Below are 20,193 nucleotides of genomic sequence, written 5' to 3' on the forward strand. Positions count from 1 at the left end.
ACGCCGAATCAACCCATCATCTGGGTGAATCGCTCGAACAAATACAGGGAATCGTGCGGTCCGGCGGCGGCCTCGGGGTGGAACTGGACGCTGAAGGCGCGCAAATCCGGCACGGCGATGCCCTCGCTGGTGCCGTCGTTGAGGTGCACGTGGGTGCGCTGGGCACGGGCAGGGAGCGAGTCGAGGTCGACGCAGAAGCCGTGGTTCTGCGTGGTGATCTCGATGCGGCCGGTGGTGAGATCCTTCACCGGCTGGTTGGCCCCGCGGTGGCCGAACTTGAGCTTGTACGTCTTGCCGCCCAGCGCGCTGGCCAGGAGCTGGTGCCCGAGGCAGATGCCGAAGATGGGAACCTTGCCGACCAAGTCGCGCACGGTGGCGATGCCGTATTGAACGGCCGCGGGATCGCCCGGGCCATTCGAGAGGAAGACGCCGTCGGGCTTCATCGCCAGGATCTCGGCGGCGGGCATGCGCGCCGGGACGCCGGTGACCTTGCAGCCCGCGTCGACGAGGCAGCGCAAGATGTTCTTCTTGATGCCGTAGTCGATGGCCACGACGTTGTACTTCGGCTCGTTCGAGGCGATCGCGCCCGTGATCGGGTTGGGCACCTTCCAGCCGCCGCGGCCTTCGGTCCAGCGGTAAGGCTCGCGCGGGGAGACGACGTCGACGAGATCGAGTCCGTTCATGTCGACGGCCTCGCGGGCGCGGCGTACGAGCACCTCGGGGGCCTCGGTGCCGATGGCGGCGTTTTGCGCGCCGTGGTCGCGCAGATGGCGCGTGAGCTTGCGCGTGTCGACGCCCTCGATGCCCACCTTGCCGTGCCGCGCGAGGTACGCGTCCAGCGACTCCTCGGAGCGCCAGTTGGAGGCGAGGGGACTCAGGTCGCGCACGACGAAGCCGGCCACGTGCACGCGGCCGTCGACCGATTCGCTGTCCTCCGCGTTGACGCCGACGTTGCCGATTTCCGAGGCGGTCATCGTCACGATTTGTCCGGCGTACGACGGATCGGTCAGCACCTCTTGGTAGCCGGTCATCGTGGTGGTGAAGACGGCTTCGCCCGTCGTCAGCCCGCGCGCACCGAAGGGTCGCCCGGGGAAGACGGTTCCATCGGCCAGAGCGAGGTAAGCGCGCTCGGTGCTCATCACGAACCCCCGTTGAAGACGATGTTTCCAGCCACCAAGGTCATTTTCACGCGTCCTTTGACGTTTCGGCCCATGAAGGGGGTGTTCTTCGACTTGGAGCGTAGGCGCGATGCTTCGATCGTCCAGCGCTCCTCGGGATCGATGAGGACGAGATCGGCGCGGGCACCCTCGCGAATGCGCTTGTCCGGCAGGCGGGCAATGCTCGAGGGCGCATGCGTCAGCGACTCCACGAGGCGATTCAGCGGCAGAGCACCCTGCTCGACCAGGCCGAGCAAGAGGGGAAGACAGAGCTCGAGGCCGATCATGCCGGGCTTGGCCTCGGCGAATTCGCAATGCTTGTCGAGGATGCCGTGCGGCGCATGATCCGTGGCGACCGCATCGATGGTGCCGTCGGCCAGGCCTTCGCGCAGCGCCTGCACGTCGTGCTCTTCGCGCAGCGGCGGGTTGACCTTGCACGCCGTGTCGTAGAGCCCCACGGCCTCGTGCGTGAGGAGCAAGTGGTGCGGCGTCACCTCGGCGCTGACCCGCAGGCCGCGCGACTTGGCCTCGCGCAGCAGGCGAACGGTGCCCTCGGTCGAGGCGTGCGCCACGTGGTAGCGGGCACCCGTGTACTCTGCAAGCATCAGGTCGCGCGCGACGATGATGTCCTCGGCGACGCGCGGCCAACCGCGCAATCCGAGCTTCGTCGACACGGAGCCTTCGTGCATCTGCGAGCCCTCGGTCAGGGCGTGGTCTTCGGCGTGTTGAATCACCGGCATGTCGAACACGCTGGCGTATTCGAGCGCGCGGCGCATGACCGAGCTGCTCGTGACGCAGCGGCCGTCGTCGGAGACCGCCACCGCGCCGGCCTCGCGCAGATCGCCCATTTCGGTGAGCGCTTCGCCGCGCTGGCCCATGGTGATGGCGCCGATGGGGTGCAGGCGCGGGCCACCCACGTCGTGGGCGCGCGCGAGCATCGCCTCGGTGACCATGCGGCTGTCGTTCACCGGGACGGTGTTGGGCATCGCGCAGACGTCGGTGAAGCCGCCGGCAGCGGCGGCGCCAAGACCGCTGCGGATGTCCTCTTTGGACTCCTGGCCGGGCTCGCGCAGGTGCGCGTGCAGGTCGACCAGGCCGGGAAGCAGCCACGCGCCGGGCGGCGGGGCAATGACCTGGGCCCATTCGGCTTTGGCCGCCTCGGCGCCGACGTTGGGGCCGAGGCGAACGATGCGGTCGTTCTCGATGACGACGTCGATGATCGCATCGAGGGACGACGAGGGATCGATGGCGCGCACATGACGGAAGACGATGAGGCGTTCCACGTGGTTCCTTTGGCTCGGCGCCGTCATATCACGACTCGTTCCGGACGCGAGTCGCTCCCCACGTGGAATCTTCGCTCGATGAGCCCGGTGCGGCAACTCCGCACGCGAACCGTGACGAAACCGCGTCCGGCGACGACCCAGGAGACGGTTCGGCGGGAGACATTCCCGCGCGCGTGCTGTTGGACCACGAACCCCAGGGACGCGTCGAGGCCGCGGCCCCAGCCTTCGAGATGGCCCACGTCGCGCCGCACCTCGTGGGGTGGGGTGACGCGCACGCCGTCCTCGGCAATGGCCTCGGCGTACAGCGGCGCATTGAACGGGAGCCCCTTGGCCGACGCGAGCACGAACGTGGGCAGGTACCCGCGGTTTTCCACGGTGAGGTCCACGCGGTAGGTGCCCTCGCCCAGGCGGGTAATCTGGGGCTCACCAAGGACGACGCGCGGGGCGAGGGCGGCCACGCGGAAGAGGGCGGCTGCCTGGTTGGTGCAGATTTCGGCGATGCGCTCGTACGGCGGATTCTGGATGCCCACACGCGGATCCCGTCCGCCGATTTCCACCTCCCCGAGCTGCGGATGCTGGAAGGTGCGCCACGGCCGCAGGATGCGCCCCTGATTGTGCTCGCGATCCCAGCGGGCGATCTGGACGAACTCCTCGCGCGTGATCTGCGAGTAGCGCAGGATGAACGGGCGTTTGCGCTCGAGGCCGACCTGCGCGAAGAAGTCCCAGAGCTCGCACACGTAGGCAATGGCGCCGCGCTGGTGGTAACCGAATGCGGCGAGATCGCCGTGGAGAACCGTGTCGGCCGAATAGAGGAACTCCTCGAAGACGGACACCATGGGGTAGCCCGTGAGCTTCTCGCACCAGGCGCCGATCTGCTGGAAAAGCGCCAGATCGGACGGGTTCATCTTCTTGTCGGGCGCCGTGCCCAACGGGCGGAGGAAGGCGCCGCCAAAGGTATGGAGGTTGAGCCAGGCGAAGATCTCCGGGTGCTCGGAGACGAAGGTCACGACGGCGCGCGACTCGGGTTCGCTGGTGGGAAAGGCGCCCGCGCCGACCTGCTCGACCTCGGGCACCCACGAGAAAGGGAAGTTCCGATTGAGATCCGTGTCGGTGTCCGTGAGGTAGCCGGGATCGGGAATGGTGACGCCGTCGAAGGGCTCGACGATGCCCTCGGGGTACATCTTGTAGAAGGGGCCTTCGTCTTCGAGCTGGCGCGGGAGCATCAGGCCGGGGAAGTCCTTCGACTCGACGAATTCGCCGGTTTCGTCGCGCTGGCGCATGGCCAAGGTGAGGCCGTCGCCGTCGAGATCGCGGTAGACCCAGCGGGGGACCTGGTGCCGCTCGGGCCGGCGGTCGCGCGGGTTGGAGCGGACGTAGCGCCCTTCGGTGAGCACGGCCTCGGCACCGTCGGGCGACATGCGCGGCAGCACGTAGAAGAGGACATCGGCGGCGACGGCGCGCACGTGGGCGGGGAGGTCGTGCGCCTCGCCCCCTTCACCTGCTCCGACGTGCATGCGGATCACGTCCTCGGCGATGGCGAGGGCGACGCTGGAGCCGCATAGCTCGCCCGCGTGCATGTTGCCATCGACCCATACGGAAGGGCGAACGCGGTCGGGTTCGGGGCCGATGGTGAGCAGCCAGAGATCACGGCCTTCCAGCGATTTGCCGATGGATCGCAAGCGCACGAGGTGCGGAAAATGCTCGGCCCACGCGTGCACCTGCGCGGTGAGCGTGTCGTAGTCGATGTAGCGTTGGCGAAAGCCGCGATGAAGCGAATCGAGGGTCTCCACGGTCGCGGACTATAGCGCCGCTTTCTGTCTACGCGGCGAGAGGCCTTTCTCACGCGTGAGACACTTCCCGATCGCGCGCGGCGTCTTTTGCCGGAGATCGCGCTGGTCTCGAATGTGCGTAGGGGCCGTGCAGGAGGCCTCATGACCGACTCTTCGTTTTCGATGCGGTGCTGCGCGACGTCCTTGCTGGTTTGCCTCGTCGGCCTTGGCTTTGCCGCGTGCTCCGATGGATCCTCGAACGCAGGCAACGCAGGCAACCCGTATGTGGCGGACGACGACATTCGCCGCCCCCGCGATGCGGGCGCCCCCGATGCGCGCGTGTCCGACGGCGGCTCCGCGCCCGCTCCCACGACGTGGTGGCAGCCGCGAAGCGACAAGCCGATTCACTGGCACTGGCAGCTGTCCGACACCTTCGTCTACCCGCGCGATCTGCTGCCCAACGTGACCGTGTACGACATCGACGGAGAGCTGACCCCCGCATCCACCGTGTCCAGCCTGCACGCGGCAAACCCGAACAACAAAGCGATCTGTTACTTCGATGCCGGGGTGTGGGAGGACTTCCGCTCCGATGCGAAGGACTTCCCGAAATCCGTCATTGGAAACCCCGACCAAGGGTGGGACGGGCACTTTTGGCTCGATATCCGTCGGATGGACGTCCTCTTGCCGATCATGAAGAAGCGCATGGTCAACTGGTGCAAAAACAAGGGGTTCGATGCCGTCGAGCCGGATGAAACCGAGGTGTGGAGCAACAACCCGGGTTTCCCCATCACCAAAGCGGACAACGCGGCCTACCACAGGGCCCTCGCGGACATGGCGCATTCCCTCGGGCTGTCCATCGGTCTGAAAGGCAACAACACGGAGGCCGTCGAGCTCGAGCCGTTGTACGACTGGGCGCTGACCGAGGAATGTTGGGAATTCAACGAATGCCACTTCTTCAAGGACAGCTTCGGGGCCAAGGGCAAGGCCGTCTTTAACGTGGAATACGGAAAAGCGCCCAACTGCACGAATGCGAATGCGTGGCGGATCAATTCGTCGCAGCGCGACCTTCAGGTGAGCGGGCCGAAGAACAAGTCCTACGTGTACAGGCCCTGCGTGCCCGACAACCGCACGACCTGGTAATTAGCCTTCCTCCTCGGAAGATTTCCCCAGGCCGAGGCGATTCAGCATGCGGTACATGGTCGGGCGCGCAATGCCGGTGCGCTCGACGGCCTTGGTGACCACGCCGCCGGTCGTCTTGAGGGCATGCGTGAGGTACGCGCGTTCGAAGCGGTCGACCAGCGTCTGCTTCGCCTCGTGGAAGGGCACGTCGAAGAGCTCCGCGTCGGGCGTGCTCGCCCGTGCGGGCTCCGGGTCGAAGAGGCGTTGCGGGTTGGCGGCGCCGAAGAGCGCGTAGCGATCGATGACGTTGCGCAGTTCGCGCACGTTGCCGGGCCAGGCATACGACGAGAGCAGCGCGGCGAAGTCCGGCGGCAGCTCGGCGCCGTCGTCGCGGGTGGTGCGGCGCAAAAAGGAAAGGGCGAGGGGGACGATGTCCTCGCGGCGATCGCGAAGCGGCGGGACGACGACGCGCAGAACGGCCAGGCGGTAGAACAGATCGATGCGGAACTCGCCTCGGTGCACCGCCTCGCCCAGGCGCCGGTTGGTGGCTGCGACGACGCGCACGTCGACGGCGCGCGCTCGCCCGCCGACGGGGCGCACCTCGCCCGTCTCCAGGGCGCGAAGCAATTTGGGCTGCAGATCGAGGGAGAGCTCGCCGATCTCGTCGAGAAAGAGCGTTCCTCCGTGGGCCTGCTGAAAGACGCCCTCACGCGGGCGTTCGGCGCCGGTGAACGCACCGCGCTCGTGGCCAAAGAGCTCGCTCTCGATGAGCGAGGCCGGGATGGCGCCGCAGTCGATGGCGATGAAGGGGCCATCGCTCCGGCGCGAGTGCGCATGGACCGCGCGCACGAGCACCTCTTTGCCGACGCCGCTCTCGCCCTCGAGGAGGACGGGCGCCTCGGAAGGCGCAGCCCGCTCGAGCAGCGCAAAGACGTTGCGCATGGCCGGTGAGACGCCGAAGGCTTCGCCGAATCGGTCCTTGTCGCTGAGTTCGAGCTCGGTCTCGCCGGTGTCGAGCCGCACGGCAAGGGTGGTCGCCCCGAGGACCAAGGTGGCATCGGCGGTCAGGGTGACCTGCGCGATGCGAAGGGCGCCGCACAAGGTTCCGTTCTTGCTGCCGCCGTCGGTGACCACGATGCCAACGGGGGAGAGCCCCAGGCGCAGGTGCTCGCGCGACACAGTGGTGTCGCGCAAGCGAAGGTCGCAGCCTTCGCCCTTGCCCACGACGAACACGGGGCGGTCGACGCGGGCGCGCCTTCCGGCGTCGGGGCCGGCCACCACCTCGAGCCATGCGGCCCGCACGCGCACGGAGGATCCCGTCGAACGGAGTGCTGCGGTTTCGGAGGAGGCGCTCATTTTCGGGATGCCGACGGCGCGAGGAGCCAAAGGGTGAGGCCCACCCCGGCCGCGACCAGGGCGACACCAAGGGACACGTTGGTGGCGAGCCGCTCGCGGTAGAACGCGTCCCGCGTGTCGTTGGTGGGTGCGTTGTCGAAGTCGTCGTGTGCGCTCATCGTGCGAAAGCCGAAGACCGTGGCCGAAGCCAGCGCGGCCCCCGAGACGCCAAAGGCGATCCACGTGGCCGTGGGCGGATGTTTCGAGGTGTTCGGCACGGGGTGAACGGCCAGTGCGCGGGCTTCCGGCGCGGGTGGAGAAGCCGGTGGTGGTGGCGGTGTCGCATCGACGAGTGCCGTTTCGCCCAGGCGCACCGTGATGGGGAATCGACGCGGCGGACCGCCTTCGGTGACGGTGACCACATGCGAGCCGGCGGTCATGCGTTTGCGCGCAGGAAGCGAGAACGTGGGCCCGCCGTCGAGCGAAGCGAGGCTTCCCGCGTTGCCGCGAACGTCGGCGGTGGCCACGCGCTGTCCGAGCGCCTCGAGGCGTGTTTTGGCTTCGTCGCGGTACGTCGCCGCCGCGTTGCGATCCTCCAGGACGCGATCGCAATCGGTGGCGGCCCGCACGGGATCATCGGCACGCGCCCATGCTTCGGCGGCGTTCAACCAGGCCACGGGGTGCGGCTCGTATTCGGCGGCTTGCTCGAAGGCCGCCGCCGCCGCGGTGAACTCGCGCCGTGCGAAAGCCGCGCGCGCTTGCTGAAAGCTGGCCGACGCGCGCTCGTGTGCCGTGGGCTCCGCCCGAACGGGGCCCGCGTAGAGGAGAAGTGCCGTCAGGAGAACGGCGCCGCGGTTAGTGCGCATAGGGGTTGCTGTCGAACTTCGGCGCGGGGGCACGTTTTCGCCGCGGCGCCGCCGCGGGGGTCGGCTTCGAGGAAGGAGGCGGGGGCGCGGCATCCGCGGTCGCGATTTCGGCGGCGACCGACACCACCGGTGCCACGGTGGGCGGCGATGAGGCCACGACGGGGGCGTGTGCCGGCGGCCGGGGCGCCAGCGCCAACAGCGACGCCGCCACGACCAGCACACCGCCGAGCGCGAGTGCCGGCCAGGTACGGCGCGACGATGGTCGGGGTAGGCTCGACGTCGTCGGTGCGTGTGTCTCGTCGGCATCTGCGGCCGGCGTGACCAGGCTGCCGACGATCTTCGACGAGAGATCGATCTCGTCCGCGCGCGCGGCGCGTTCCATCGCGTCGGCGAAGTCCTCCGCGGAAGGGTAGCGCGCGGCCACATCCGCCGCGAGCGCCCGGGCCGCGGTCTCCGCGATCGCCGCGGAAATGTCCGGACGGTGTGTACGCACGTCGGGCACGTGCGGCGCCTTCGCCAAGAACGACGTCGCCTCGGTGCCCTGAAAGAGCCGCTCGCCGGTGAGCAACTCCCAGAGCACCACCCCGAGGGAAAAAATGTCGGCGCGCCGATCGAGAACCCCTCGCTCCGGCGCGCGGTAGGCGCGTTTGCCGATGATGGCGTCCGCCTCGCCGTTGCCCGTATGCGCGAGGCCGAAGGCTTTCGCGATGCCGAAGTCCGCCACCTTGGCCACGCCATCGACGCCGACGAGGATGTTGTGCGGCGACACGTCACGGTGCACCAGCTCGAGTCGTTGCCCTGCTTCGTCCCGGGCCTCGTGCGCTGCATGAAGCCCGCGTGCCACGTCGATGCAGATGCGCAGGGCGGCACCCAGCGGCAGTTGGGGCGGCAGCTGCGTTCGCGCGAGCCGCTTCACCAGCGCCGCCACCGACTCGCCTTCGACGAGCGGCATCGCCTGGTAAACCGTTTCGCCCTCCTCGCCGAGGTCCAACACCGGCAGCACGTTGGTATGCCGCACGTGCGAGGCGAGCCGCGCTTCGTTGAGGAACATGGCCCGAAACGCCGGATCTTTCGCGTACTCCGGGCGGATCATCTTGATGGCGAATACCTGACGAAAGCCGAAGCCGCCGCGCCGCACGGCGACCCAAACTTCGGCCATGCCGCCTGCACCGAGGAAGGACACGAGCTCGTAGGGCCCCAACGTGCGCCCGGCCTCCGGTGCATGGGGCCGCGCACCTTCGCCATCGTCGTTCCGGGGACCGTTTGGCCCCTGAAAGGTCTCGGTGCGCTCCTCCACAGCTTCGTTTTACTGTAACTTCAGGGCATGCGCGCGGCCTTGTGCTCCATCGTCCTTGGAGCCATCGCGGTCGTCGGGACGAGCCTTGGGGCATGCCTCATGACCATCGACGAGAACCGCATCCCCAGCTCCGAAGCGGACGCCGCACCAGACGCCCCATCCCCGGTGTCCCTCGCGTGCGGCGACGCGGCGTGCACCTTGGCCCGCGCTGTCTGCTGCGCGCGGAACTTTGGAGATACGGACTACCGCCATGGCTATTGCACCGTGGCGAGTCAATGCGAGTCGGGCGACTACTTCACCTGCCAGCGCACCCGCGACTGCCGTGAAGCCGGCACGGTCTGTTGCACCGTGATGGACCGAGGCTCCTTCACGCACACCGAGTGTGCGGCGAGCTGCACGGGGAGCATGCTGTGCGAGCCCGGCGTCGATCGCTGTCCGGATGGAAAAATGTGCACGCCGAGCCAGGGTTTTCCCGGACTCGGCGAGTGCATCTAGCGGTAGCGATTCGTTTTGCGAGCGTTACGGGCGGTATGTCGCCGTGGCTTTGTAGTGCAGCACGCGACCGCAGGTCGTGGTGCGCACGCTGCCGTGGCAGACGTCTTCGCCTTCGAACTTCGTGCTTCCGCGGCGGAGCCCGGCCATCACGGCATAGGTGATGTCGTGCCCACCGTCTTCGCAGTCGCGCTCACCGCAAACGAGCGCGAAGAGGGCAGGGGCGCTCTCCACGACGATGCGGCGAATGTACGTGGTTTCAGGGTTGGAGGCGTTGCCTCGACGCTCTTCGATCTCGAGCTTCAAGCTCTCGAGCGTGGGCACTTCCGCGTGGAGTCGGGGTGATTCGTCTTCGCGCTGCCGACGAGCCTCGTAGCGCAGCGACGCCTCGTTCCCGCGACGGTGCATCACCAGCGGTTCCGGCGATCTCCGCCGCCGCCTCCGCCACCGCCGCCGCGGCGCGGGCCGTCGAAGCTACGACCGCCGCCACCGCCACCACCACCGCCTCCGCCGCCGCGGGGCGCGCGCTCTTCCGCTTCATTCACGCGGAGGGGGCGGCCGTCGAGCAGGGCGCCGTTCATGGTGCCGATGGCATTCTGTGCTTCCTGGGGTGAGCTCATGGTGACGAAGGCGAAACCGCGGGAACGACCCGTTTCGCGGTCGGTCACGATGTGCACGTCGGTGACCGTGCCGGTTTCGGCGAACACATCACGCACCGATTGCTCCGTGGAGTGGAAGGAAAGGTTGCCCACGTAAAGTCGATTGCCCATCTCGCGTCTCGATCCGTCACGGCTCTGAAAAATCCGCCCCCAGACCGCCCGAAAACGAGAACGATGTGGGACCGGAACCACCCGTCTGACGAGCCGTGCAGATCGGAGCGGAGGGCGCGTGCCGAGAAACCGTCTCAGCGCGTTCCCACGGTGACGTCACCAGATGCAAGAGCCAGCCGATCCCAAAGGAGAGAGCCTCGTCGTGTGCCGGAAACGGAACGTGAGGAGAAGGAACGTAGCACCCCCCGATGCATCTTTCCACTCCACCCTACCTCAAGGCCGAGATGTTCGGACATCGTGCAGATATGGGCAGATTTTATCGGCGGGTCGCGAGCGGGACCCGTCCGCGGGTACTTGCTGGCATTGGCGTGGCCCGACCGCTCTCGTACCGTGAGAGCAAAACGATGACCCGGCCTGCCGTCACAGTTCCTGGGGTGATGAGAACGTTACCCGCACTGACTTAGTTCGGCCGCCGTCTCTTCGTCCGGGATCGCCGGGGCTTCGGTCGACGCATCGGCCGCGATGGGCTTGAGCCGCTCGAAGCTTTCGCGCGTGGGCCGCGTCTCCGAGTTGGCGGGCATGCACGGGATGAACGGCGGGATCTCCTCCACCGTGAGCACGAGCTCGAGGACGCCGGTCCGCATGGGATCCTGCATGAACTCCGTCATGAGCGCCTCGAGCTCGACCAAGGTGTGCGCCTTGCCGACCCAAAGCCGCTCGTCGGAGCCGAAGCCCCGCGACACTTCCGCGATGTCCACGCGCGAGTACGACACCGCCTCGTAGCGGGACTCGAAGTACCGATTCTGCCGGGTCACGCACATGCCGTGCATCGCGTTGTTGAAGATGACGAACAGGATCGGCAGCCCGAGGTCGACCGCCGTGTGGATCTCCTGCCCCAAGGTGAGGAAGGCCCCATCGCCCGCGAAGACCATGGTGCGGCTCCCCGGCGGCGACCCAAGCTGCGCGCCGATGGCACCTGCGATGCCGTACCCCATGGCCCCCATCCCGAGCGCGATGACCGACGTCACGCCCGGGGGTACCGACAACATGTGCAACGCCGCCGCCGCGCAATTGCCGGCGTCGTAGAGGATGGCGCCCTTCTCGGGCAGGTGCTGCGAGAGGCACTCGAGCGCCACGCTCTGAAGCAGCGGGTTGTTGTGCACACCGGAAGCCGGAGGCGGCTCGGAGATGGGCGCCGGCGCCGGCACGGAGACGAAGGACTCCTGCACGTAGCAACCGAGCCCCGGCACCCGGAAGGGCGCCATGTTCAGGAGCTGGTGCAGCCGCTCGAACGTCGCCCCGAGGTCGGCCTCGATGGCGCACGTGAGCGGCTCGGAAAGCGACCGCCGCAGCTCGCCCAGGTCCGCCGAAATCGCGAGCATCTGCTTGCCGACCAACGACGACAGTTCATCCCGCGGTGACCGCAGGGTGGCTCGCGGAGGACTGTGCGGACGGTTCCCTTCATTCTCCGGCAGGAACGGCCCGCGCGTCATGACGTCGAGCGAGGCCCCGGCCAACACGAGAAGGTCGCACCGGTCTCGAATGAAGTCATGGACCGACGGATGTCCGGCCATGCCGACCACCCCGAGGTAGTTGGGGTGGTGGTTCGGGAACTCGCCCCGCGCGCCCATGGTGGTCGCGACGGGCATGTCGATCGCGTGCGCAAACTCGAACAGCGCCTGCCGATTCCGCGTCCGCTGCGCCCCTTGCCCGACGATCATCACGGGCGACTGCGCCTGCCGTACGAGCTCGAGGGCATCGCGCAGGTCATCGAGCCGCGCTTCCCGCGGATGAACGCGGGCGTTCACCGACGCCACGAACTCCGCCACGCGGTCCTGGACCTGGGCGACGTAAATCGAGCGCGGAAAGAGCAACACGGACGGGCCCGGACGCCCTTCGAGGGCCGCCACGACCGCGTCCTCGAAGTCCTCCCAGAACCGCATCGGATCGTCGACCCGCCGCGTAAACTTGCTGAGCGCCGAGAACATCCGGACGGCATCGACGGTGCGTCCAATGCCGGAGGAATCCTGGAAGGCACCGCGTCCCTCGAGCCGCTTTGGTGGCTGCCCCACGATGGCCAACAGTGGGACGGAGGATTGATACGCCTCCGCGACCCCCGCCACCAGGTTCATCATCCCGCCCCCCGAGGTCGCGCAGCAGACGCCAAGTCTGCGATTTACGCGGGCGAAATAGTCGGCCATGCACGCCGCACCATCTTCGCGTTTGGCGAGAATCGATACGAGCCGGCCATCTCCCAGGCGATGGATAGCATCGTGCAAATGCTCGATGTTTGCCCCGCTCACCCCGAAGACGTGCCGGACATCGAGCGCAAGTAGCCCTTCGACGAGCGCGTCGGCCAATTCCACAGAGCGCAGCTTGCCCGTATTCGCAAAGCAGTCAACGAATTGATGTGCATTTCACGTCGTCGATGGCCGATCGACATCAGCTCACCATATGAAATGCGCCAAATTTTGTGGCGCTGGCGCAACAAGAGCGTTGCCTTGGCAACGATTGGGCTGCACTGACCCGCCGCTCGTCCACCTTTCGGGTGCCGGGAAGCCCGAATCGAGCCTCCGCGAGGTCGAAAGCGCCCAAAGTTGAGGAAAAATCACACAAAATCACACGAGTGCTTGACGAGGCTCACCCAGCCCGGGTAAACGCCGGTGAGTCACGCGAAGGTGGCGGAACTGGCAGACGCGCTGGATTCAGGTTCCAGTGGGGTAATTCCTGTAGGGGTTCGACTCCCCTCCTTCGCACCCAAGGTTGGAAGGCTTCACAGCCGACCAACCTTCTCGCCGCTTGGCATTGGTGAAGCCCGCTTCGTGCCCCAGGGGAATGGGATGACGGCGCATATCGATCATGTGACCGCAGTCGTTGGGGATACGGAGGCGGCTACTCACGCGCTCGCTTGCGTGACAGGCGCGGGGCCTTGCGCCGAGGTCAATTCGGCTCGCATGTCCGTTCGAACGTTTCTGGCTGGTCCGGTGGCCATCGAACTGACGACGTCGACCTCGCAAGGGCCCGTGCGCGACTTCTACGATGCACACGGACCGATCTTTCATCACGTCGCGTTTCGCGTGGATGATTTGGACGAGCGTATGACGGCACTGGCCGCCCGAGGTCTTCCGACACTCGGCGCTCCGATCGATACGGCTCCTGGGGTCCGCGAGGTTTTTCTCGATCCGAAGCATACGGGTGGGCTCATGATCCAGCTTGTCGAGCGCCGCAGCGAGGGGCACCAGCCGCTCGATCCTGAGGCGATCGAACGGCTTGCAGGGAGCACGGCGAGCAGCACCTGACGCGTTCTCACGTAGACCTCTCGGTCAGGGGCGCAGTTAGAGCTGATCCGACAATTTTGGGCAGGATGTCCAAACCTCACACGTCGATCCCAACGGGATTGACCCAGTGATACCCTTTCGCGCAGATGGACCACGAGCCAATGGAGGAGATCTTTCCAACGCCAAAGAAGGCGCGCTCTTCGTCCGAAGAGAGAGACTCCGCACGTGTGTCCCTGCCACCCGCCTCGACGCGTCAGCCGAACTTGAGTGCGGACGGAGATGAGCCCGAGTTCAATCTGCGTGTCATGTGGCCGATCGCCCGGTACATGGAGGATCGTGGTGGTCGCGAAGGGCTAGAGGCTTTTGCGCAATCGTGCGGCCTGACAGCTGAAGACTTCGAAGGTAAGAATCGCTGGATCTCTTGGAATCGATTCGAGCTCTTGCTTGCGAATACCCGCGCCATGGTCAAGGACGAGGAGGCCTTCAAGGCTGCGTGCAGCCATCGGATGGACGAGACCTATGGCCCGCTGCGCTTCTTCTTCTGGGCGACATCGCCATCGTTGGTTTATCGTACTATCGAGAGAGCTAATCGTTTCTTTTCATCGGTGGGGAATTTCAAACTCATCGCCAGCGGACGTAATTTCGCACGAGTTCGTTGGACGGCCGACCGGCCCGAGAGTCGACTGATCTGCCTCTCCCGCCAGGCCCAGTCCTGCAAATTGCCCACGCTCTGGGGCATGGCTCCCGCGATGGTTCGCGAATATTCGTGTATCGCGCGTGGCGATAACTGCTGCGAATATCATTTCTATTGGTTCAGCGGTCGTTCCGGTCTTTTTGCATTAATGACGTTCGCGTTGACCGCATTGGTGACGATGTATGCGGCTCCCGGCTTGCTCAGTAGGCCCATCGGATGGACGATTCCGATGCTCGCTGCCACGCTCGCGCATATGTACGAGATGTTCCGAGGCGACCGTGCCGACCGCGCTACCCGTGCCGAGGTGCAGGATGCCTTGCGGAGGGTGGCCCACGAAGAGGCCGAGGCTCGGCGTGAGATCGTCTTGTTGAACCAACGGCAGCGAGAATGGACACGCCTTCTCGAAGAGGAGAACGTGGAGCGTTCGGCGACGCTTGCCCAGATTGCGGAGCGTGTGGAACAGTTGCAAGATGCACGTGAGAAGACGTTGCTCGGGTTCTCGCACGATCTGCGAAATCCGCTGACCGCTCTCCAGTTCTCGGCCGACTACTTGAGGGACAACTCGCCCAGGCTGGACTCCGAGGGAAAGCTCGTCATCCAGGATCTCGAAAGCGCCATCGCGAACATGCGCAGCATGCTCGGCGAGCTCATGACGGTAGCCACCGCGCAGCGGAATCTGATGACGCTGGTGCCGAAGGCCATCGACGTTTCAGGCCTGGTCGAGCGGCTTCGCCGGCGGGTTCGCGCATTGGTTCACGGCCGCGATGACGTGCGCGTGAATGTGGTGGCCACGCGTGATGCCCCGGGTGCGATTGAGATCGATCCGCTGCTTCTCGATCGGGTCCTGGACAACCTGCTAACGAATGCGGCGAAATATACCGAGCAAGGAGCCATTACCGTGGAGGTCGACGGGGCCCCCGGCTCCTTGTTGATCCGTGTGAGCGATACGGGCCGAGGGATCAAGCCAGCCGAGCTGGAGCAAATCTTCCGCGCCGGAGGCTCCGATCCGCGGACGCGCGCGAAGAACAGCTACGGCGTGGGACTGTCCGTGGTGGTGCAGCTTCTCGGGCGCATCGGCGGGACGTTGGAGGTCATGTCGAAGCCTGGAAAGGGCACCACCTTCTGGGTGCGCTTTCCGGTGAAGTTCGTGGACGATGGTCGGGGCCGCGCGCAGGAGAACGACACGGGCGAGGTCGTCAATCGCGTGGTCAAGATTCGCCGATCGAACGCGTAGAGTTGGCCCGGCGTCGAAGCTTGACGCTGTTCGGGGCTTCGGGACATCTTGGAGGGGTCCTCGAACGTCATGTCCACTCTGCCTTCGCACTGGCCCAACTCGCACCGTGCCCTGGCCCGGATCGGGACAGTTGTCCAGAATTGTCGGATCGAACGTCTGATTGGCATGGGCGGCATGGCCGTGGTCTATGCAGCGGTGCAGCCCGACCAGCAGCATGTGGCCATCAAGTTCATGCTCGAGCGTTTTCGCGACGACGCGAACATGCTTCAGCTCTTCATGCGCGAAGCCAACGTTGCGAACCAGGTGGGGCACCCGGGGGCTGTGCCCGTGCTCGACTGCAGTATGGACGAGGATGGCTGTGCATTTTTGATCATGCCCTTGCTGGAGGGCGAAACGGTCCGCCTACGCTGGGAGCGCACAGGTTCGCACCTTCCGGTTCCGGACGTCGCCATTCTCGCGTCGGATACCCTCGATATCCTCGCCAGTGCGCACTCGCGGGGCATCATTCATCGCGACATCAAGCCCGAGAACCTCTTCATCACGCGGGAAGGGGAGCTCCGCGTTCTCGATTTCGGCATCGCACGACGGATCGATCGGGATGGGGCCACCACGGTAACGGGGCACATGATAGGGACTCCCGCGTTCATGCCTCCGGAGCAGGCCCTGGGCTCGCGGAGCGCGATAGGACCGGCGAGCGATTGCTGGGCGGTCGGCGCCACGATGTTCTCCCTCTTATCGGGAGAGCTCGTTCACGTTGCGGATGGCGCCCACGCACAATTGGCCGCTGCGGCGACACGTCCGGCTCGTTCTCTTGGAGACGTTGCGCCAAATCTGCCGCTCTCGGTCGTGCGTTTCGTCGACAAAGCGTTGGCGTTCGAGCCAATGGCCCGATGGGCCAACGCGGGCGAGATGCGCGAAGCCCTTCATGCCGCGTTCGAAGGGGTTCTTGGTGAACCCATTGAGCGTGTCGCGACGCGTGTTCGGGCCGCTTTCTCCGCCGACCTGTCTCAGCGGACCCTATCGACGCACCTTTCGCAGTCGCGCCGAGAACAGGCCAAATCGGGGCCGAAGCCGCCGGTACGGACATGGACACGGTTCCTGCACGCGGACGTCGAGGTCACCGCGGTGCTGCCGAAGTTCTTTGGTTCGATCACGCCGACGGCGAGCCGCATTCTGGCGGAGCATGGCCTAGGTCAGTTTTCCGATACCGGCTGGTTCATTCCGGACACGCGTCCCTGGTGGCCGATGGAGCCGTACGTCCTTGCCCTTCACGCCCTTATGGCCGCGGTCGGTCCGATAAAGGCCATCGACATCGGCAAACAGTCCGTCAATCACGTCAAGCTGCCGCCGGATCCGATGATGCAGAACGTGCATGCGACACTGCAGTCGCTCGACGTTGCGTATCATCTCAATCATCGGCGAGGCGATAAGCTTCACTTCGAGATCGAAACGGGCCAGATGATTGACGACATTGGGCACTATCACTATCGGGGAAAGCTCGATACCGAGCAATCCGCCGTCATGGAGTGCGACAATCCGTATCCATGCGATATGGATCTAGGTATCATTCTAGGCTTCGCTCGGCGTTTCGAGGCCCATGCTGTGGTCGAACATGCCCCTGGATCGTGCCGCAATCAAGGCGCCGACACGTGCGTGTATCACGTGACTTGGTGGTGATCTCTGTTTCGCCGAGAGTAACTATCGTTACCAACGACGTAATTAAGTCACGGTAGCGATACGTCAGGCCTCTCGCGTGTAGGCGCCCGCGGCTGCGCGGTTCGTTCGGAACGGCCTTGGAAAGAGGCTAAATGAAAACTCTTCATCGGGTAGCTCGTGTGCGCATTCTGACCGGCGTAGAAAAGTCTGAGCAACTTTTGTCGTGAGAGGCCGACTCGATAATAACCGGTGTCATCGATACATCGTATGCGATTAATGTTGGAGGTGCGTTGATTTTGATTCCATGGATGATAAATCCGGCCGCATGGAATGGATTCTTGATGTTGCGGAAAAATATCGCGCACAGATTCGTCGTGGTCCGTTCTTTCAATCACTCGAGCAAATCGAACGGGTGAACGACATTAAATGGGTTCATCAACTAATCCATCAATCGCGTGAATTCACTCAGGCGCTCTGCCTTCGCTATTCCCTTTGCCACGACAAGCGCTACCAGCGCATCTTTGCCGAGCACGCCGTAGAGGAGGCCGATCATCCCGATCAACTCATTGCATGGATGGCCAAATACGGCTTTTTGAGCGATGTGGAGGGCGGTGCCATTCCGGCGACACGAGAGACCATCGACTCCTTGGCCTACTGCTGGCGTAGTGCCGTGCACGAGCCCCACGATGTGCAAGTCATTGTCTTGAACGTGCTGAGCGAAGGCATCGCCCTCGACTTTTACACCGCCGTCATTCCCGTTCTGAAAAGACTTGATATTCTAAGTGGTCGCTACTGGAATATTCATCGTGAAGTAGATTCGCGCCACCTCCGCATGGGACTCGATCTATGCGGAAACGTCCCGTCCGACTCACCAACGGGCATGCACTATCAGCGAGTGCTCGCGCATGCCGCATCGCTGTACCATCAGATGCTCAGCTCTTGGGTCGGGAAGAGGGGCGAACCATTAGAGCGGTGAGCTCTCGCGACACGCTCCACAGTGTCGTAGTCTCCGCTTCTTCAGCTCACGAGTCAGCGCAAGAATGTCGCGACGTTCTCACTCATTCTTCCCACCGCCTAGTTTAGATGCGATCCGCGCTTCGTGCTCCGCGATGTTCGAAGCCGTTCCGCTCGCGACGATCGTAACCTCCTTCGCGTCGGACAAGGAGAGGGCGAAAACCGCCCGCAGCATTCGAATCGACTCAATCACGGAGAGCCCGTCAACCCTTGCGATGCGGTAGGCGTCGGCGGCGACAAAACCCTGCTCGCGAATTTTTACGTATTTCGCGAATTCAGTCATAGCCCAAATACATTGCTTACGATGTTCGTGGCTCCTCTTCCGAGGTGCTGCCATCGTACCAGGGGTGAATGCGATCGAGGCCGCCGCCTTTTCTAGCCGTGTTTATGCCGAACGATGTCCGAAATTCGGACACAGCTCATTTCTTGTTGGGATACAGCCTCGCGCGCCGTATCCCGAGAAGTGCCGCCGCCCGCGTCTTGTTTCCGCCGCAGCTTCTCAACGCGGCATCGCGATTCATGTCCTGGAGTCGCTCCTCGTTCATCGGTAGTTCGATGTGGGTTGCGTGGGCGTCACGCGGCACTTCCGGATGGCCGGTCGCCGCCCGCGCGACAATGACGGGAAAGTCGCTGACCTCGATGACGGGGCCATCTCCGAGGACGAGTGCGTGCTCGATGACATTGCGCAGTTCGCGGACGTTGCCTGGCCATGGGTAGCGACGAATGGCGTCCAGTGCCTCGGGTGAAAAGCCTTTGATGCGCCTGCCGCTGCTGGTGGCGAAGTCTCCCAGAATTTCCTTGGCCAGGAGAACGACGTCCTCGCCGCGTTCGCGCAGCGATGGGACGGTGGTCGTGATGACGGAAATACGAAAATACAAATCTTGCCGGAAGGTCCCATTGGCGATCATCTCTTCGAGATCGCGATTCGTCGCGGCCAGGATTCGCGCTTGCATGGGAATCGGCTTGGTCGAGCCGAGGCGCTCGAATTGCTTCGCTTCGAGGACGTGAAGCAATTTGGCTTGGCTGGCCAGGGGAAGCTCGCCGATCTCGTCCAAGAACAGCGTGCCGCGTTCGGCGGCTTCGAAGGCGCCGGCTTTGGAGGTAATGGCGCCCGTGAATGCGCCGCGTGCGTGGCCGAACAATTCGCTTTCGATCAGGTTTTCGGGAATGGCCGCACAGTTGATCGCGCGAAACGGTTCGGTTTTGCGCGGACCCGATTCGTGAATGAGGCGCGCGACGAAGCTTTTGCCCGCACCGGTCTCGCCGAGCAAGAGCACCGTGGCATCCGAGACGGCGAGTCTCGGAATCATGCGAACGACTTCCTCGGCGCTGGCCGAGGTTCCGAGGAACGCGCGCGCGCTGCCAACGGCCTGGCGGCGGTAGGTTTCGCTCTCTTCTTGAACCTTCTGCAAGGTTACAATCTGCGCGAATCGCGAAGAGCAGAGCGCCGCCGCAATGACGAGCAAACGACGTAGGGAGTCCTTTACCTGATCGCTCGGCACGCTGGTCGTGAACGCGAGCCAGCCCGTCGGCGCAGCGTGGGTCGGGACGAAGATGGTCGTTCCGGTGCCATCCTCTCGTGCCTCCAGGACGGGCTCCACGTCTCCGGCGGCCGGTGGCGTCCGGTTCACGGTGACAATTTTCGCTTCGTCGCAACCAAGTTGTCCCTTGGCCCAGCCGTCGAGGGCCAACTCGAGCTCCGTCACGCCGGCCGCACCGCCGATGGCGCTGTTGAGCGCGAAGACGGCGGCGAGGCCTCGCACGTCGGTGGCCTGACCGCTGAGCAATGCAGGCAGGTTGACGGTCGTCCCGTGGTAGTTGTGCACGCTGGGGATTGGGGCATCGTCGGCAACGCCGGCGACGACGATCACCGTCTCACCCACGACGATGGGCTCGCCGATGCCGACTTCGGCCTCGAACACCTCGCGATCGTGCACGACGAGTGCTGCCGCGCCATCGCAGACGCGCACGTAGGCACCGGCCTGCGTCGCATGCACGTGGAAGTGATGCCGCGACACACTGCGGTCGCTCAGAACGAGGTGGGCTTCGCGTGACCTACCCACCGTCGTCACCTGTTCATGGATGATGGCTTGCGCACCCGCGTCCGGGCCGCGAGCCACCACCAAGCGCGCACTTGGAACAGCTTTCACGACGCTCGGATTACCACACCGCTCTGCCTGACTCGAGTTTGGGGCCGCTTGACGCAGGCAGCTGAGGTTTGGGAAGCTT

Annotated in this window: 17 protein-coding genes and 1 tRNA gene; 7 read left to right on the forward strand and 11 right to left on the reverse strand. The window is 64.9% G+C overall.

Features of this window, described 5'->3' with window-relative positions:
* Window positions 1-8: 8 nt before the first annotated feature.
* From carA to LVJ94_15970, 3 genes are read right to left on the reverse strand one after another with little or no spacing between them, the layout of a single operon-like run.
* Window positions 9-1,139: a glutamine-hydrolyzing carbamoyl-phosphate synthase small subunit gene (carA, locus tag LVJ94_15960; GenBank protein WXB08723.1), complete on the reverse strand. Its 1,131-nt coding sequence runs from the start codon at window positions 1,137-1,139 to the stop codon at window positions 9-11.
* Window positions 1,139-2,440 (reverse strand): dihydroorotase, encoded by a 1,302-nt coding sequence (locus LVJ94_15965; protein ID WXB08724.1) that lies wholly within the window; start codon window positions 2,438-2,440, stop codon window positions 1,139-1,141. Before LVJ94_15965 ends, carA begins: the two co-directional genes overlap by 1 nt.
* A gap of 23 nt (window positions 2,441-2,463) precedes the next feature.
* Entirely contained in the window at window positions 2,464-4,230 is a 1,767-nt protein-coding gene (locus LVJ94_15970) for a M14 family metallopeptidase (protein WXB08725.1), read from the reverse strand.
* A 141-nt stretch (window positions 4,231-4,371) separates the two neighbouring features.
* Between LVJ94_15970 and LVJ94_15975 the strand changes: the two genes are divergently transcribed.
* A complete protein-coding gene (locus tag LVJ94_15975; GenBank protein ID WXB08726.1) occupies window positions 4,372-5,349 on the forward strand; it encodes an endo alpha-1,4 polygalactosaminidase in 978 nt (325 codons plus the stop codon).
* On the opposite strand, the gene LVJ94_15980 is transcribed toward LVJ94_15975, so the two are convergent.
* From LVJ94_15980 to LVJ94_15990, 3 genes are read right to left on the reverse strand one after another with little or no spacing between them, the layout of a single operon-like run.
* Entirely contained in the window at window positions 5,350-6,684 is a 1,335-nt protein-coding gene (locus LVJ94_15980) for a sigma 54-interacting transcriptional regulator (protein WXB08727.1), read from the reverse strand. It abuts the gene before it with no gap.
* Window positions 6,681-7,529 (reverse strand): hypothetical protein, encoded by an 849-nt coding sequence (locus tag LVJ94_15985; protein ID WXB08728.1) that lies wholly within the window; start codon window positions 7,527-7,529, stop codon window positions 6,681-6,683. The genes LVJ94_15980 and LVJ94_15985 overlap by 4 nt, the downstream gene beginning before the upstream one ends.
* Entirely contained in the window at window positions 7,519-8,826 is a 1,308-nt protein-coding gene (locus tag LVJ94_15990; protein WXB08729.1) for a serine/threonine protein kinase, read from the reverse strand. Before LVJ94_15990 ends, LVJ94_15985 begins: the two co-directional genes overlap by 11 nt.
* A 27-nt stretch (window positions 8,827-8,853) precedes the next feature.
* On the opposite strand from LVJ94_15990, the gene LVJ94_15995 reads away from it, so the two are divergent.
* Complete coding sequence (locus tag LVJ94_15995; GenBank protein ID WXB08730.1) at window positions 8,854-9,321, forward strand: hypothetical protein; 468 nt, start codon at window positions 8,854-8,856, stop codon at window positions 9,319-9,321.
* A gap of 24 nt (window positions 9,322-9,345) precedes the next feature.
* On the opposite strand, the gene LVJ94_16000 is transcribed toward LVJ94_15995, so the two are convergent.
* The 3 genes from LVJ94_16000 to LVJ94_16010 all read right to left on the reverse strand — a co-directional run bounded on the left by LVJ94_16000 (window position 9,346) and on the right by LVJ94_16010 (window position 12,454).
* Entirely contained in the window at window positions 9,346-9,729 is a 384-nt protein-coding gene (locus LVJ94_16000; protein ID WXB08731.1) for a hypothetical protein, read from the reverse strand.
* A complete protein-coding gene (locus LVJ94_16005) occupies window positions 9,726-10,088 on the reverse strand; it encodes an RNA-binding protein (GenBank protein WXB08732.1) in 363 nt (120 codons plus the stop codon). Before LVJ94_16005 ends, LVJ94_16000 begins: the two co-directional genes overlap by 4 nt.
* A gap of 446 nt (window positions 10,089-10,534) precedes the next feature.
* Window positions 10,535-12,454 carry a thiamine pyrophosphate-binding protein gene (locus tag LVJ94_16010; protein ID WXB08733.1) on the reverse strand — a complete coding sequence of 640 codons (1,920 nt, stop codon included), beginning with the start codon at window positions 12,452-12,454 and terminating at the stop codon, window positions 10,535-10,537.
* A 306-nt stretch (window positions 12,455-12,760) separates the two neighbouring features.
* Here LVJ94_16010 and LVJ94_16015 point away from each other — a divergent pair.
* The 5 genes from LVJ94_16015 (at window position 12,761) to LVJ94_16035 (ending at window position 17,926) form a co-directional block, all read left to right on the forward strand.
* Window positions 12,761-12,844, forward strand: a tRNA-Leu gene (locus tag LVJ94_16015).
* Between the two features lie 84 nt (window positions 12,845-12,928).
* On the forward strand, window positions 12,929-13,387 hold the full coding sequence (locus LVJ94_16020) for a VOC family protein (protein ID WXB08734.1): 459 nt from the start codon (window positions 12,929-12,931) through the stop codon (window positions 13,385-13,387).
* Between the two features lie 902 nt (window positions 13,388-14,289).
* Window positions 14,290-15,294 carry a HAMP domain-containing histidine kinase gene (locus tag LVJ94_16025; protein ID WXB08735.1) on the forward strand — a complete coding sequence of 335 codons (1,005 nt, stop codon included), beginning with the start codon at window positions 14,290-14,292 and terminating at the stop codon, window positions 15,292-15,294.
* Window positions 15,295-15,459: 165 nt separating this feature from the next.
* Window positions 15,460-16,971, forward strand: coding sequence for a protein kinase (locus LVJ94_16030; protein ID WXB08736.1), 1,512 nt, complete (start codon window positions 15,460-15,462; stop codon window positions 16,969-16,971).
* A 283-nt stretch (window positions 16,972-17,254) separates the two neighbouring features.
* Entirely contained in the window at window positions 17,255-17,926 is a 672-nt protein-coding gene (locus LVJ94_16035) for an iron-containing redox enzyme family protein (GenBank protein WXB08737.1), read from the forward strand.
* A 78-nt stretch (window positions 17,927-18,004) separates the two neighbouring features.
* On the opposite strand, the gene LVJ94_16040 is transcribed toward LVJ94_16035, so the two are convergent.
* Together LVJ94_16040 and LVJ94_16045 are read right to left on the reverse strand one after the other, a co-directional pair.
* Window positions 18,005-18,247, reverse strand: a complete 243-nt coding sequence (locus LVJ94_16040) for a hypothetical protein (protein WXB08738.1) — start codon at window positions 18,245-18,247, stop codon at window positions 18,005-18,007.
* Window positions 18,248-18,383: 136 nt separating this feature from the next.
* On the reverse strand, window positions 18,384-20,114 hold the full coding sequence (locus LVJ94_16045; GenBank protein ID WXB08739.1) for a sigma 54-interacting transcriptional regulator: 1,731 nt from the start codon (window positions 20,112-20,114) through the stop codon (window positions 18,384-18,386).
* Window positions 20,115-20,193: the final 79 nt, after the last annotated feature.

This window comes from Sorangiineae bacterium MSr11367 (genome assembly GCA_037157805.1).
Taxonomy (GTDB): Bacteria; Myxococcota_A; Polyangia; order Polyangiales; family Polyangiaceae; genus Pendulispora; species Pendulispora rubella.

Coding starts and splice junctions, on each gene's coding strand:
- carA (WXB08723.1), bottom strand. CDS start 1,139: ATGAGCACCGAGCGCGCTTACCTCGCTCTGGCCGATGGAACCGTCTTC.
- LVJ94_15975 (WXB08726.1), top strand. CDS start 4,372: ATGACCGACTCTTCGTTTTCGATGCGGTGCTGCGCGACGTCCTTGCTG.
- LVJ94_15980 (WXB08727.1), bottom strand. CDS start 6,684: ATGAGCGCCTCCTCCGAAACCGCAGCACTCCGTTCGACGGGATCCTCC.
- LVJ94_15985 (WXB08728.1), bottom strand. CDS start 7,529: ATGCGCACTAACCGCGGCGCCGTTCTCCTGACGGCACTTCTCCTCTAC.
- LVJ94_15995 (WXB08730.1), top strand. CDS start 8,854: ATGCGCGCGGCCTTGTGCTCCATCGTCCTTGGAGCCATCGCGGTCGTC.
- LVJ94_16005 (WXB08732.1), bottom strand. CDS start 10,088: ATGGGCAATCGACTTTACGTGGGCAACCTTTCCTTCCACTCCACGGAG.
- LVJ94_16020 (WXB08734.1), top strand. CDS start 12,929: ATGACGGCGCATATCGATCATGTGACCGCAGTCGTTGGGGATACGGAG.
- LVJ94_16025 (WXB08735.1), top strand. CDS start 14,290: ATGCTCGCTGCCACGCTCGCGCATATGTACGAGATGTTCCGAGGCGAC.
- LVJ94_16030 (WXB08736.1), top strand. CDS start 15,460: ATGGGCGGCATGGCCGTGGTCTATGCAGCGGTGCAGCCCGACCAGCAG.
- LVJ94_16035 (WXB08737.1), top strand. CDS start 17,255: ATGGATGATAAATCCGGCCGCATGGAATGGATTCTTGATGTTGCGGAA.
- LVJ94_16040 (WXB08738.1), bottom strand. CDS start 18,247: ATGACTGAATTCGCGAAATACGTAAAAATTCGCGAGCAGGGTTTTGTC.